The sequence below is a fragment of the Amycolatopsis suaedae genome (assembly GCF_004214935.1).
Taxonomy (GTDB): Bacteria; Actinomycetota; Actinomycetes; order Mycobacteriales; family Pseudonocardiaceae; genus Amycolatopsis; species Amycolatopsis suaedae.
On the sequence record NZ_SFCC01000013.1, the window covers coordinates 270,646 to 285,080 of the forward strand.

Annotated in this window: 10 protein-coding genes and 2 pseudogenes; 7 read left to right on the top strand and 5 right to left on the bottom strand. The window is 70.3% G+C overall.

Annotated elements, in window-relative coordinates; genetic code table 11:
- The first annotated feature begins 138 nt into the window (after window positions 1–138).
- On the top strand, window positions 139–801 hold the full coding sequence (locus EWH70_RS25805) for a response regulator transcription factor (RefSeq protein WP_130478095.1): 663 nt from the start codon (window positions 139–141) through the stop codon (window positions 799–801).
- Entirely contained in the window at window positions 798–2,162 is a 1,365-nt protein-coding gene (locus tag EWH70_RS25810) for a sensor histidine kinase (RefSeq protein WP_130478096.1), read from the top strand. The genes EWH70_RS25805 and EWH70_RS25810 overlap by 4 nt, the downstream gene beginning before the upstream one ends.
- On the opposite strand, the gene EWH70_RS25815 is transcribed toward EWH70_RS25810, so the two are convergent.
- Window positions 2,142–2,630, bottom strand: coding sequence for an SgcJ/EcaC family oxidoreductase (locus tag EWH70_RS25815; protein ID WP_130478097.1), 489 nt, complete (start codon window positions 2,628–2,630; stop codon window positions 2,142–2,144). The two genes, EWH70_RS25810 and EWH70_RS25815, sit on opposite strands and share 21 nt — an antisense overlap.
- A gap of 227 nt (window positions 2,631–2,857) precedes the next feature.
- Here EWH70_RS25815 and EWH70_RS25820 point away from each other — a divergent pair, with 227 nt between their 5' ends.
- The 4 genes from EWH70_RS25820 (at window position 2,858) to EWH70_RS25835 (ending at window position 10,668) form a co-directional block, all read left to right on the top strand.
- A complete protein-coding gene (locus tag EWH70_RS25820; protein ID WP_130478098.1) occupies window positions 2,858–4,366 on the top strand; it encodes an ABC transporter substrate-binding protein in 1,509 nt (502 codons plus the stop codon).
- Window positions 4,366–6,102 carry an ABC transporter permease subunit gene (locus EWH70_RS25825; RefSeq protein ID WP_130478099.1) on the top strand — a complete coding sequence of 579 codons (1,737 nt, stop codon included), beginning with the start codon at window positions 4,366–4,368 and terminating at the stop codon, window positions 6,100–6,102. Before EWH70_RS25820 ends, EWH70_RS25825 begins: the two co-directional genes overlap by 1 nt.
- Window positions 6,103–6,658: 556 nt before the next feature.
- On the top strand, window positions 6,659–7,648 hold the full coding sequence (locus EWH70_RS25830; protein ID WP_165436415.1) for a pentapeptide repeat-containing protein: 990 nt from the start codon (window positions 6,659–6,661) through the stop codon (window positions 7,646–7,648).
- Window positions 7,645–10,668 carry a glycosyltransferase family 4 protein gene (locus EWH70_RS25835; RefSeq protein WP_130478101.1) on the top strand — a complete coding sequence of 1,008 codons (3,024 nt, stop codon included), beginning with the start codon at window positions 7,645–7,647 and terminating at the stop codon, window positions 10,666–10,668. Before EWH70_RS25830 ends, EWH70_RS25835 begins: the two co-directional genes overlap by 4 nt.
- Here EWH70_RS25835 and EWH70_RS25840 read toward each other — a convergent pair.
- The 3 genes and pseudogenes from EWH70_RS25840 to EWH70_RS25850 all read right to left on the bottom strand — a co-directional run.
- Window positions 10,642–12,600 carry an AAA family ATPase gene (locus EWH70_RS25840; RefSeq protein ID WP_165436416.1) on the bottom strand — a complete coding sequence of 653 codons (1,959 nt, stop codon included), beginning with the start codon at window positions 12,598–12,600 and terminating at the stop codon, window positions 10,642–10,644. The two genes, EWH70_RS25835 and EWH70_RS25840, sit on opposite strands and share 27 nt — an antisense overlap.
- 193 nt (window positions 12,601–12,793) lie before the next feature.
- Window positions 12,794–13,036 carry a winged helix-turn-helix transcriptional regulator gene (locus EWH70_RS25845; RefSeq protein ID WP_205669253.1) on the bottom strand — a complete coding sequence of 81 codons (243 nt, stop codon included), beginning with the start codon at window positions 13,034–13,036 and terminating at the stop codon, window positions 12,794–12,796.
- 209 nt (window positions 13,037–13,245) lie between these two features.
- Window positions 13,246–13,461: pseudogene (locus tag EWH70_RS25850) on the bottom strand (ISL3 family transposase); the annotation flags it as partial.
- Window positions 13,462–13,597: 136 nt separating this feature from the next.
- Here EWH70_RS25850 and EWH70_RS25855 point away from each other — a divergent pair.
- Window positions 13,598–14,104 carry a DinB family protein gene (locus EWH70_RS25855; RefSeq protein WP_130478103.1) on the top strand — a complete coding sequence of 169 codons (507 nt, stop codon included), beginning with the start codon at window positions 13,598–13,600 and terminating at the stop codon, window positions 14,102–14,104.
- A gap of 50 nt (window positions 14,105–14,154) precedes the next feature.
- On the opposite strand, the pseudogene EWH70_RS25860 reads toward EWH70_RS25855, so the two are convergent.
- A pseudogene (locus tag EWH70_RS25860) lies at window positions 14,155–14,352 on the bottom strand (ISL3 family transposase); the annotation flags it as partial.
- Window positions 14,353–14,435: the final 83 nt, after the last annotated feature.

Sequence of the window (14,435 nt, forward strand, 5' to 3'; positions counted from 1 at the left end):
CGCGGGAGCCGCAATCACGCGTGCGAGTGCCTGTCCGCAGGACGCCGGTCACATCGCCAGGCGCGCATAGGAGTCCAGTGTGTCCGGTCTTCTCCTGGTGGACGCTGCCGCCGCGGTGACCGGTGGCATGATCCTGGTGTGCGAGTTCTCCTGGTGGAAGACGACGAGCCGGTCGCGGAGTCGCTGCGGCGTGGCCTGAGCCGGTACGGCTACGAGGTGGACTGGGTGCGGACCGGGGCCGCGGCGCTGGCCGCCCAACCGGCCGGGCTGGTGCTGCTCGACCTCGGCCTGCCCGACACCGACGGCCTGGACATCTGTCGGGAGCTGCGGGCGCGCAGCGACGTGCCGATCATCGTGATCAGCGCCCGCGCCGACGAGGTGGACCGGGTGGTCGGCCTGGAGATCGGCGCGGACGACTACGTGTCGAAGCCGTTCGGCGTCCGGGAGGTGATCGCGCGGATGCGGGCGGTGCTGCGCCGGATGCGGCCGCCCGAGCCGGCCGCGGAAGCTGATTCCTACGCCGGTGGCCGGGTGGTGATCGACCGCCGCGCCCGCCGCGTGCACCTCGACGGCACCGAGCTGGCCCTGCCGCCGAAGGAGTACGACCTGCTGTCGTTCCTGGCCGAGGAGCCGGGTGCGGTGTTCACCAGGGAACAGATCATGGAAGCGGTCTGGGACGCGAACTGGTTCGGGCCGACCAAGACCCTCGACGTGCACATCGGCGCGCTGCGCCGCAAGCTCGGTGACGCGGTGAGTATCGAGACGGTCCGCGGGGTCGGCTTCCGGCTGGTCTTCGCATGAACCGCAGGCTGGTCGTCAGCTACATCGTGCTGGTCGCGGTGGCGATCGCGGCGTTCACCGTGCCGGTCGCCTTTGTGCTGGTCGACCAGCTCCGCGGCGACATCGAGGTCTCGGTGCGGCGTGAAGCCGACACCGCCGCGCTCCTGCTGGCCGGTGACGACGTCCCGTCCCGGCAGGCGCTGGCCCGGCTGGCCGAGGCCTACGACCGGGAAACCCCTGGCCGCCTCGACGCCCTGCTGGCCGGAGGTGCGGCGGCCACGCCGATGCCGCTGCCCCCGGCCGCCGATGACGACGCGTTCCGCCGGGCGCTGGCCGGGGAGGCGACCTCGGAATGGGGGACCGCCGAAGCGCTGGGCACCGAGGGGCTGGTGCTGACTCGCCCGGCACGCAACGACGCCGGTCAGGTGGTCGGCGCGATCCGGGTGAGCTACCCGTCGGCGCCGCTGAACGAACGCCAGGTGCAGATCTGGGGCTTCCGCGCCGTGCTCGCGGTGGCCGTGCTGATCGTCGCGGCCTTCCTCGGGGTGCTGCTGGCGCGGCGGCTGACGCGGCCGTTCCGCGAGCTGAACCGGATGGCGAACCGGCTGCGCGACGGCGATCTCACCGCCAGGGCGGAGGAGGCCGGGCCGAGCGAGACCCGCACGCTGGCCGCGACGTTGAACAAGGCCACCGAAACCATCGACACGCTGGTGCGCTCGCAGCGCGCGTTCATCGCCGACGCCTCCCACCAGCTGCGCACCCCGCTCACCGCACTGCGGTTGTCGCTGGACAACATCGCCGACGGCACGGACGACCCGATGGTGCGCGAGGACGTCGAGCTGGCCACCGCCGAGGTGGTGCGGATGAGCAGGCTGGTCAACGGCTTGCTGGCGCTGGCGAAAGCCGAAGCCGCGGTCGCCGCGTCCGAACCGGTCCGGCTCCGCGAGGTGGTGGCGGAGCGGTTCGACACCTGGCGCGGGGTGGCCGCGGAGCGGGGTGTCGAGCTGCGGGTCGAGCACACCGATCCGGGGATCGTCGCGCTGGCCACCGCCGGGCACCTGGACCAGGTGCTGGACAACGTGCTGTCCAACGCCATCGAGGTATCCCCTGACGGCGGCACGGTCACCGTGGCCACCCGCGCCCAGCGCGACCGCGCCGTGCTGGTGGTCACCGACGAGGGCCCCGGGATGTCCGAAAAGGACCGGAGCAGGGCGTTCGACCGGTTCTGGCGCGGCCAGGGGCTGACCGGCGCCGGCGGTTCGGGGCTGGGGCTGGCGATCGTGCGGCAGCTGGTCACCGACGACGGCGGCACCGTGGTGCTCGGAACCGCCGGCGCCGGTGGGCTGGTGGTGCGGATCGAGCTACCCCTCGGGCATGGCTGAGGAGTGGTGGTTGACGATCAGCCACTTCCCGTCGATGCGCTCGTACACGTAGGTATAGCGGGCTTTGACCTGCGTGGGCTGGCCATTCTTGGTCAGGTCGAAGGTGTAGACGCCGGTGTTGATCGCGGTGTTGTCGTCGAGCACCCCGACGATCTCCTGGTTGATCGTGCCCTGGGGCTTGTCCTGGAGGAACTTGGTGAAGTAGTCGACGATTCCGGCCCGGTCCGAGCGCACCTGGTTGGACACGGTGGGCAACAACACCGCGTCGGGCGCGTAGAGGTCGGCGACCCGCTGCGGGTCACCGGTGGCCAGCGCGGTGTTCCAGGTGGTGAACAGCCCGGCGATTTCCTGCTCACTCGGCGACGCGGGGGCGGGGGCGGACGGGGCCGCGGCAGCCGAGCAGGCGGTGAGCGCGACGGCGGTCAGCGCCAGTCCGGCTCCAGCCAGTATGCGGTTCTTCGTTCGCATCGGTGATCTCCTTGCCCTGTCGGGTGATTACACCGTCCACAATGAACACGGACGGTGCAGGAGCCGGACAGGAGAAGGACAGGAGAGAACCAAGAGTTCGCCAAGACCTTTGATTGAGACTTCAATCACCTTGCCCAAGGTTGGCAAGGCTTGCCTTATAGGCTGCGCCCTGCCCCGCCGCCACCGAACCGGGCGGGTTGGACCCCTTGAGCAAGACAGGACTCATCGTGCGTTCGTCCCGTGGACTCGTTGCCGCCCTTGCCGTCGTGCCGCTGCTGGGCGGTTGTTTCGCCGCGGACGGCTCGGCCGGGGCGGAGACCGCGACCGGCAGGCTGCGGGTCGCGCTGGCAGTACCGCCGGTGCAGGCCTTGTCTCCCTACAGCAACGACGCCACCGCGCTGGGCAAGCTGTCGGTGGCCGAGGGCCTGACCGCGCTGGATCGCGACGGGGCCGCGGTGCCCGCACTGGCCACCTCCTGGACCCACCCGGACGCCACAACCTGGGTCTTCGAACTGCGCAAGGCGAAGTTCCACGACGGCACCGAGTTCACCGCCGACTCCGTCGTCGGCGCGCTCGAGCACGCCAACGCGGCCACCACCAAGCCCCGCGTGCTCAGCGACGTGTCGCTGACCGCGAAGGCCGACGACGCCGACACCGTCACGATCAACACGAAGACCCCTGACCCGGTGCTCCCGCTCAGGCTCGCCAGCCCCGCGCTGGGCATCTTCTCCGCGAAGGCCTACGCCCCGGACGGCACCGTCAACCCGGTCGGCACCGGAACCGGCCCCTTCAAAATCACCGGGCTCACCGGGAAAACCCAGGCGAGCCTGGACCGCTTCGACGACTACTGGGGAGGCAAGGCCAAGGCATCCGGCATCGACGTGACCTGGATCGCCGACGGCGCCGCCCGCACCAACTCCCTGCGGGCCGGCGAAGCCGACATCGCCGAGTGGATCCCGACCGCTCAGGCACCGCTGCTGGACGAGAACACCCGCCACGAGGTGCCCTCCGTGCGTGCCGACAGCCTGATCCTCAACACCGCCGACGGGATATTCACCGACCCGGCGCTGCGGGCGGCGGCACGCAGCGCGGTGGACGGCTCCGCCCTGGTCGGCTCGGTCTTCAGCGGCTACGCCGACGCCGGGCCGGGCCTGTTCGGACCGGCCATCCCCTGGGCGGCCGGCCAGCGCGCCGAGGTGAACGGACGACCGCAGCCCGCGACCGTCGCCGAAACCCAGGCGAAAACGCAGGGCAAGGCCCTGCGCCTGGCCACCTACACCAACCGCGCCGAACTGCCCGAGGCCGCGACCGTCGTGCAACAGCAGCTGGAGCGAGCCGGTTTCACCGTGCAGCAGGACGTGCGCGAGTACACGCAGATGGAAGCCGACCTCCTCGCGGGCAAGTACGACGCGCTGATCCTGTCCCGGGTCACCCTCCTCGACACCGGCGACGCGGTCGCCTACCTCGCCAGCGACTACGCCAGCAACGGCGCCTACAACATCGCCGGGCTCAAGGACCCCGCGGTCGACCAGGCCATCACCGCGGCCGCCGAAGAGGGCGACATCGCACTGCGGCGGCAGAAGATCATGCGCGCGGAGGCGGAGATCCTGCGCACCGACGCCGTCGTCCCGCTGGTCCACGAGAAGGTCGTGCAAGGCATCAGCACCGGCGTGGAAGGCCTGCTGCTCGACCCGCGCGAGCGCTCGCTGATCAACCTCGACACCCACCGCAAGTAGTGCCGGGCACACCCCGGTGGCACGCGGGCGCGGGCCGCCTCGCCGCCGGAGGCACCCTGGTCGCGGCCGTCGCGCTCCTGCCGTGGCTGTCCGGGACCGACCCCGCGCTGACGGTCCTGCGTGCCCGCTCCGCCGACCAGGCCCCCACGCCCGAACAGCTGACCACGGTCCGCGAGGAGCTGGGCCTGGACCAGGGGCCGCTCCCCCATCTCCTGCACTGGCTCGGCGGGCTGCCCCGCGGCGACGCGGGCACGTCCTGGGTGTCGGGCACCCCGGTCCTACCCGAGGTGCTCAACGCCCTGGGCGTCTCCGTCACGCTGATGCTCGCCACGCTCGTGGTCACCATCGCCGTGGCCGCGCTGGTCAGCGCCCGCACCCTGCACCTCGGCACCAGGCGGCTGCTGCACGAGCACCGCACCGGCACGGTCGCCGCGCCGGTCGCCGCGCTGCCCAAGTTCCTGCTCGCGTCACTGCTCTCCACCGTGTTCGGCGTGTGGCTGGGCTGGTTCCCGCCCGGCGGCTGGACCGGGCCAGCGTCCATGGTGCTGCCCGCGCTCGCCCTCGGGGTGCCCTCCGGGGCGATCATCGGCGGCCTGCTCGACCACGCCCTGCCCGCCACCTTCGGCGAACCGTGGGTCAGGACCTGGCACGCCGCCGGCTTCCGGCCGGGCCGGATCGCCCGGCCCGCGCTGCGCCGCGCACTGGCCGGCGTGCTCCCCCAGCTCGTGCCCAGCGTGGTCAGCCTCGTCGGCGGCGCGGTCGCGGTGGAGAAGATCTTCAACATCCCGGGGCTCGGCCGGCTCGCCCTGGACTCGGCACTGGCCCAGGACCTCCCGCTGCTGCAGACCGCGACCCTGCTGCTGGCCCTGCTCGGCGTCGCCGCCGGTCTGCTCATCAAGGCCCTCCGCCGCGGCCTGCTCGGCCCGGCACTGCGCGACGGCGAGCTGGCCGCCGCACCGGCACTCCGGCACCATCGCTCCACCGGCCGGCTGCTCGGCGGCTGCGCGGTCGCCCTGCTGACGATCGTCTTCATCGGACTGCTCCGGGATCCGTTGCAAGTGGACACCGCGGCACGCCTGGTACCGCCCTCGGTCGCGCACCCGCTGGGCACGGACGCACTCGGCCGCGACATGCTGGCCCGGCTGGGCCACGGCGCCCTGCGCACGGCAGGCGTCGCGTTCGCCGTGACCGCGGTCAGCGTCGTTCTCGGGATACTGCTCGGCATGGCGGGCCAGGCCGGGGCCGGACTGACCGAGGTGATGTCGACCCTGCCCGCCGTGCTGACCGGGTTGCTGACGACCGCCGTGACCGGGCCGTCGGTCTGGGGTGCCGCGTGCGCGGTGTGCCTGGTCGGCTGGACGCCCTACGCCGCCCAGACCGCGGCACTGCTAGAACAGGAACGGGCCACCGGCTATCTGCAGGCCTCGATCTCGTTCGGCGCCGGCCCGGCACACCTGCTCCGCCACCATCTGCTGCCCGCGATCCTGCCCGCCGTGGTGCGCAACGCGCTCCTGCGCCTGCCCACCACCGTCCTCGTGCTGGCCTCCCTCGGCTTCCTCGGCCTCGGCGAACAACCACCCACCCCGGAATGGGGGCGCCTCCTCTCGGAGAACCAGCCCTATCTCGAACTGGCGCCGTGGGCGACACTCGGGCCAGCCGGCGCGCTCATCCTGCTCTCCGTGCTCGCCGCAGCCGCTTCGCCCACTCGCTGGAAGACCGATCGGCGCGAGCGGTGACGATGTACTGCTGCGGCTGGCTCGCCGCTTCGAGGCTCCGCGTTCGGTCCAGTTCGTCACCGCGCTGCCTCGGGCCTCCGCCGATGCGTCCGCTCATCCAGCGCAGCTTTGTCCGGGCACCATTCATGCACCCCTCAGGCCCTTGGCCGCACTCCTGAAAGGGTTCTGACCAGGGAAGATGCTCCCCCGATTGGACTCGAACCAATAACCTGCCGGTTAACTGGTCTGAGTCCAATCTCATCGAGGTCATTCGGTCTAGCTGGGGTTTTCGCAGACACAAACGCGCTCGGTCGACGTCGACCGCCTGATTCGACGGAGTTTCTGCACCATAAATGCACCCTCGTAGCTGATCTTGCCGCGAAGAAACTCGAGGCGCTCCGAGCTAACCCGTATCACCTACTCTCAGCATGGGTTCGTACCCCTGACCTGGTACGACTCCCACCACAGCGGGTCCGGCAGGTAGTCCGTTGTCGGCGAGCCGGTGCCCGCTGTCCGGGCAAGCCTGTAGTGGAATGGCTACATGCTGAGTGTGTGGGTGCGGCGGGCGGTCGTGACAGTGCTGGCCGGCGGCGGCTTCTTGGGCTTCGTGTGGCTGCTGCTGGGACCGGTGTCAACGTCGATTGCCGGGCAGTGGGTCGGTCCGGTGTCGGCGGCCGAGCGGCTCGCGGCGGTCGGGTCCGTGCGCGGCCTCTGCGTTCAACTGGTCCTGGTGGTCGGCGGCCTGGTGACCGCGTCCGTCGCCGTGCGGCGATATTTCGTGGATCGGGACAAGCAGCGGCTGGAGGAGGATAAGCACGTCACGGACCGGTTGAACAACGCCATCGGGCACCTGGGGTCGGAGGACGAGACAGTTCGGGCCGGCGGGATACGTACGCTGGCCAGGATCATGGCCGACTCACCGCGCGACCACAGGCCGGTCGTCGACACACTCGCCGGCGCGTTGCGTGGCTGGTCTGCCCGGTCGCGGCAGGAGAACCGGCTCCCCGACGACGTGGCGGCAGCACTGATGGCCTTACGAACGCGACCGTCCCGCCCTGAGGACGGCCTGCTGGACCTCGCCGGAGTTCGTCTGAACGGGGCGAACCTGGCGCAGGCGCGGCTGGTCGCCGCGGATTTGTCCGGAGCGACGCTCGATGACGCCGATCTGCGGAGGGCCGACCTGACCGATGCCTCGCTGAGCGGTACCCGCATGACCCGGGCACGGCTGACGAATACCCTGCTTCGTGGTGCCGACGCCGAGGAGGCCGACTTCGCACTGGCCGATTTGACCGAGACAGATATGGCGGGCGCGAAGCTGATCAATGTCTTCGCCGAGCAGGCCAAACTCGGCAAGGCGAACCTGTCCGGCGCCTGTCTGCGGCGCGCGCGGTTACGCGGGGCGATCATGACCGGAGTCAGGTTGGACGGCGCGGACCTTGCCGAGGCCGACCTGCGCGGCGTGGACCTTCGTGACGCGACCGGTCTCACCGCCGCGATGCTCGCCGAGGCGGTGACCGACCGGGATACCCAGCTACCGGACTCGGTCGGGGGAGCCGACCGGTCGTGACATCGCGCCCCACGGTCGTGGTGGCGATCCACGACGGCTTCTACGGCTGTGGCACCGGCGCTGGCTACGCCAACCTCGGCTTCCTGGAAGCACTCATCCTTCTCCTGCCGCGGAACGTCCGGCTGGTGGTGATGCCGGTCTGGCTCAGCGAAGCAGGAGCGGAGCGGCACCCGGAGTGGCACGCTGAAGCACGGCTCTTGCTGGACGGGGTGGATGCCGACGTACTGCCGGTCGACAACGGCACGGCAGGCCAGGACCGCTGGGGCGGGCTGGCACATTTCCGCGTGCTCTGCGCCCACACTGCCCGACGCCTCCGCGAGGAGGTCCTGCCGACGGCCGGCCCGCTGCTGGTGATCGCGTTCGACATCCCGTTCTGTGGGCTGCCGGCGGAACTACCTCCAGACGTACGGGCACGGACGGTTCTCGTGCCCCGGTCGAGCGGGATCTTGCACACCCCGTGGGACCGCCCTCGGATCGGCTGGGAGAAGGCGAGCCTGCACGCCGCTATCGCCGGCGGCACACGGATCGGTGCCGTCTCCGACTACATGGACACGCACCTGCGCGCGGCCTACGGCGTACCTCGACGTGCGATGGTGCCGTTACGAGACGGCCTGTCACACCGAGAATGGCAGCGATACCGGCAGCGCGGGCGCTCCCCCGCGTTCACGAATTTGCCCGCGGAATTCTTGCTGGCGATGGGACGCGCCCAGCCCTACAAAGGCTTCGACGATCTACTCGACGCACTGGCCCTGCTTCGGGCCGAGAACACGCCGGTACCGTCCCTGGTGCTGGCAGCGAGCGACGAGTCCGCCACGATCACCGACTACCAGCAGAAACTCGAGGATCGGCTGCGCGAGTTGGACATCCCGGCGACGATGCTGCACAGGTTCAGTCCCCGCGTGGCCGACCTCCTGGGACATCCGGGATTGCGTGGCGTTGTCGTGCCGTCGCGGGTGGAACCGTTCGGCCGGATCCCGCTCGAGGCGTTCGCCGCCGGCGCGGCACCGGTGGTCGCCACCACCGCCGGCGGACTGGCGGAGCAGGTCACTGACGGCGTGACCGGCTTCCAGTGCGCACCTGACTCGCCGGTACACCTGGCCGACGCGATCCGCCGCGCACTGGCGCTCGACGACACAGGACGGACGCGGATGCGCCGGCTCGGTTTTCACCGCGCGGTGCGCACACACGACCAGGTCGACACGGTCCGTTGCTTCCTGGCTCACGCCGCGCCTTGGCTGGACCTGCCCGATCCCGACGATCGGCTACGGTTGCTGGGCAGCACCGCACCGCCTCGTCCCGCAGGGAGTCCCGTGTCCACCGTGCCCCCGGTCAAGGTCCCGATCGGCCTTCAGGCCCGGCACTGGAACACCATCCAACCGCAGCGCCTGGTCCTCGTCGTCGCGCACCACGTGACCTCGTTGCTGCGGCTGCTGGACGTCGTGACGGTGTTCGACTCCGATCCCCGGGTGCAGGTGTTGTTCAGCTGGAACGGTTCCGACCCCTTCCGGCACGGACTGCACTCGTTCCTCGACCAGCTGGGCGTGGTGACCATCCCCTGGCATCAGGCGATCGACACCCGATTCGATCTCGCCATCGCCGCCAACTTCGGCGGCCTCACCGAGCTGAATGCCCCGATCGTGATCTTGCCCCATGGCGCTGGATACGCTAAATACTCGCCCGGAACCCGGAACCCGGAACCCGGAACCCGGAACCCGGAACCCGGAACCCGGAACCCGGAACCCGGAACCCGGAACCCGTTCGGGTTCGGGCCGGAGTGGCTGCTCTACGACGGGCGTCCTGTCGCCGACTCGCTCGTGCTGTCCCACGACGACCAGCTTTTGTTGCTGCGTAAGGCCACACCGGCCGCGCTGCCGACCGCGGTCATCGCGGGTGATCCCTGTTTCGATCGCATGCTGCGCAGCGCGCATCTGCGGGACAGCTACCGGGCGGCCCTGGGAGTGCAGCCGGGTCAGAAGCTGATCACGATCACCAGCACTTGGTCGACGAGGTCGCTGCTGGGCAGCTGGCCGTCGTTGTTCCGTGAGACCCTGGCCGGCCTAGATGCCGAGACCTACCGGGTCTGCGCGCTGCTGCACCCGAACATCTGGCATGGCCACGGCCCCTGGCAGGTACACACCTGGCTTGCCGACTGCGTCCGTGCAGGCCTGATCGTGGTTCCACCGACCGAGGGCTGGCAGGCGCCGCTCATCGCCGCCGACCTGATCCTGGGCGATCACGGCGCGACCACCTGCTACGGCGCGGCAGTCGGCACCAAGGTCGTGCTCGCCGCATTCCCGGACACCGACGTGGTTCCCGGTTCCGCGGCCGGCGTGCTCGGCGACACGGCGGACCGGCTGCACCGGCACGCGCCCCTGAACACCCAGATAGCCAACGCGCTGGCGGGTGATCCCGTCGCCGGTGATCGGGTCGCTGCGGTGCTGAGCTCGTGCCCCGGCGAGACTGCCACCCGGTTGAGGGCGCTGTTCTACCGCCACCTGCGCTTGGACGAACCGTCCGGCGCCGCCCTCGTGCCACCGATCGCGCCAGATGTGATCGCCGTGCCCCCACGGCAGCAGGCCACCGCTGACCACGTCGTCTGCACGATCAGAACCGATGACGTCGAAGCCGCCCGCTACCCGGCGGAGATCACCGGTACCGGCGCGATCGAGGCGCAGTGGGACACGGGCTGCCTGGTTGTCCACGAAGACCACGCCCAGCAGGAGCTGGTCACCAAGGCGGCCGTGGTTCTCGTCTCGGGAGATTCGGACCTCACCCAGGCGCGCCGACGTCACCCTGCCGCAACCCTGCTGGCCACCGCCGCTCCAGGAGACTGCGAGATCCTGGTCCGGGACCGCTGGCGAGTGAGGCTGCGCACCGACACCCCCGCCCTGGCCGCGGCCGTCGTCCACACCTGGCTCGCGACCCGCGGTGACCTCGACACGTTGCCGGCCCGGTTCACGGTCACCACCGGCAGCAGAGTGCTCCTTGCCGACTCAGTCACCGTCCGGCGGCTGGTCTGACCCCTCCCGAAGCTGTCGCGCCTCGTCCGCTCGGCCGGTCCGTTCCAGCAGACCGGCAAGCACCTCGGTGGTATGGGCCCGCCAGGACGTCAGCCGCAGCCGGGTCTCCTGGGCGAGGGCGTCACGAAGGAGGCGTTCGGCCTCGACGAGGTACTCACCGCCGGCCAGCGTCAACGCCTCGCCCAGGTTGGCGGTCGCCTTGGCGACGTTGTGCAGCTCAGGGCCACCGGAGAAGAAGTCCACCGCCTGGCGGCCCACGTCCACGGCCTCGGCGTGGCGGCCGGCGCGGGCGAGCATCGTCGCGCCGTTGAGCCCCACCAACGCCAGCTCCCGGGCGCGGTGCTCCTCGGGAAAGCCGGGCGCCAGAACCAGTTCGCGTGCTTCGAGGATCCGGGCCACGGCGCGGTCGTTCTCACCGAGCCGCTGGTGCACGAACGATCGCCACTGGCACAGCTTGGCCCGGGTGAACACCACGACAGCGTCCGCAGGCAGCTCCTCGGCCAGCTCGGCGGCGAGCTCGAACTCGCGCGCGGCCTGACTGTTGTCCTTCAGGCCGAAGTAGGCGGTGCCCCGCTGCAAGCGCGTCGTCAACAAGGGCCGCGCGTCGCCGGTGGTCCGTGCGATGCGCTCCGCCGCCGCGAACCCAGCCGCACACACGCTCAACGCCGTGTTGTGCAGATCCAGCTGGAACAGGTAGGTCGACAGTGCGGCACACAGTTGCCAGCACAGCGAGTCAAGCCGCTCCTGCTCGGCCAGTTCGACGGCACGGCGCAGGTTCGCCTGCTCCAGTTCCAGATCGGCCACCGCCGACTGCCAGGCATCCGGGCCGGTGTAGGCGGCGGTCACCCGGTCGAAGTACTCGCCGAACATCAGCCGTTCACTCAGCGAGCGCGCGCGGGAAACCGCGAACTCCAGGTAGTACTCGACCACGCCCATCACCGCTTGCCGGCAGTCAGCGGCATGGTCCTGTTCGGCGCGCAGGCCCGCCGCGTGATCCCTGAGCAGGCTGTGCTGCTCGTACCTGCCGGTGTCGACACGGGTGAGCAGGTTGGCCTGGACCAGACCGTCCAGCACCCGTTCCGCCGTGGGCCGCTCACTGCCGAGCAGCGCGGCCGCAGCCGCGAGCCCGAACCGAGCTCCGGGATGCAAGCTGAGCAGCCGATGGGCACCCTGCGTCTCGCCAGACAGTTCCGCGTAACACACGTCGAACAGATCGGCGACCGGCTGGCTGTCATCGACCGTCAACGCGCGGGTCAACGACGGTGCGGCACGGAGATCCTCGACAAAATCGGCGATCGACTGGTGGCGGCGCGCTCGCAGACGGGCATTCGCCACCCGCAGGGCCAACGGCAAGTGGCCGCACAGCTCCGCGAGCACCGGCAGGTGCTCGGTCGCCGCGGCCAGCCGCTCCCCGGAGAGCTTGGCCGACAGCATCTTCACAGAGCTGCCGCGATCGAACGGCTCGACCCGGATCACGGTGAAGTCCTCCACCTCGAAGCCCTCCGCCCACTTGCGGCTGGTAGCCAGCACCAGGCTGTGCGGCGAGTTCGGCAGCAGGTTCTTCAGCTGAGCCGGCGACTCGACGTCGTCGAGCACCACCACCAGCTTCTTGCCAGCCGTGAGATCCTGGTACGCCGCGATCAGGTCGGCCAACAGTTCCGGCGGCTTGTCCATTCCAAGCCGCCACAGGAACCGACGCAGCACCTCCTCCTGCGACACCGTCTCACTGGAGGCACCGAGCGTGGCGAACAGCACCCCATCGGGGAAACCGTCCTTCTTCTGCTGAGCGAACGACGCGACAACCGCGGTCTTGCCAACCCCAGGAGGCCCCGTCACCACCACGACCGCCTGATGACCGCCAGCATGGGCCGCGGCAAGCTCATCGCCCAGCCAGCCGAACTCGAACACCCGGTTCACCACGTCACGCGGCACCGGCAACACCGCAGACGGCACCCGACCCACACCCGTCACTCCGCGTCCCCCATCACCCTCGACCCGGCAACACGCCCGCCACTGTACCCAGCGCGTCCAACCGACCGCTGCCTGTCAAACACGGGCAAGCACCGCCTGATCAAGCGGTGGCGACGTCTGGGGCCCTGGAAGGGGTTCTCACAGAAGCGGCGCCCTATCGCTGCGGGTGCAGGGGGCTGTACTGCGTGCGGGCGAACACGCCGTGCTCGACCAGTTTGCGCAGCCTCGCGGTGAGGATGTGGCGCGGGGCGCGGGTATTGCGGGCGATCTCGGTGAAGCGGCGCTGCGCGTAGAACAGCTCGCGCACGACGAGCAGGCTCCACCGGTCCCCGACGACCTCCAGGGCGTCGGCGATGGTGCAGTCCCTGGGGGTGTTGTCCGCGGGTGCTGTCGGCATGTCCACATCATCCCCAGCGAGTTGCGTTTTCAAACCAACTGGCCAGGCACTCAACCCCGGGCAGCAACAGCCCGCGCCCGGCACCAAACCTCCGGCACAGAACCCCGGCCAGCAGCCGGGCAACCCGGGAACCCAGCCCAGCAGCCGTTGATCCCTGGCCCGAACAGCCCAGTCCTCGGCGGCAGCGCGCCCACGTTCGCCGGGCTGCCGTGACTGCACCCGGTGCAGCGGTATCGGCGGAGGTTGACCTCCAACACCGTGGGCCGCCACCCGAACGGCTCGTGCGCCAACCGCCGGACCACCGTGGCCCTGGCCGCGCCCTGGCATCCGCAGCGACGACACCATCTGTCGGGCTGGACAGCCCGGCACCGGAGAATCGCCCGATCGGGCTCCAACCGCTGCCCGAGCACTTCGAGCCCGAGATCATAGTCACCTCCATCCTCGGGAGACCTCGACCCCTACCCGGCCACCGACGCGCCGACCGGACTACACCCTCAACTGCGACTGCGAAGAGCCCAAATAGCCCCGGTGCGAGGGTCGGCCCGCGTGCTACGTTCGGGCATGACTAGACCCAGTGAGATCCTCGGCAGCGTGGTCGCCGCCAGCGAGCGCGAGCAGCTCGAGACGTTCCTGGATTACCTGCGCGACGCCGTCGTGCGCAAGGCCCGCGGGGTGTCGGAGGAGGACGCCCGGCGCAGCCCGGTGCCGACCGGCACCAACCTCGGCGGCCTGATCAAACACCTGCGGTGGGTGGAACTGGGCGGGTTCGCCGAGCAGATCGGGCAGATCCCCGCCGCGGAGCTGCCCACGCCGCCGTGGACCGACGCAGACCCGGAGGCCGACCTGCGGCTGGAGCCGAACGAAAAGCTCGACGACGTCATCCGCGCCTACCAGGAGGAGTGCGACCGCTCCCGCGAGATCGCCGCCCAGCACAGCCTCGACTACGCACCGCGGGGCAGGGAGCTGACGTTGCGGTGGGTGTACCTGCACGTGATCCTGGAGACCAGCCGGCACGCGGGCCACGCGGACATCCTGCGCGAGATGATCGACGGCAGCGCCGGCGACTGACGGCTCGCGGCGCGTCGTCGGTCCGTGTTCCGGTCGTCGGAGGAGGCGTTACACCGGTATCGGCGGAGGCTGACCTCCAACACCGTGCGCCGCCACCCGAACGGCTCGTACGCCAACCGCCGGACCACCGTGTCCCTGGCCGCGCCCTGGCATCCGCAGCGACGACACCATCTGACGGGCTCGACAACCCGGCACCGGAGAATCGCCCGATCGCGCTCCAACCGCTGCCCGAGCACTTCGAGCCCGAGATCATAGTCACCTCCATCCTCGGGAGACCTCGACCCCTACCCGGCCACCGACGCGCCGACCGGACTACACCCTCAACTGCGAA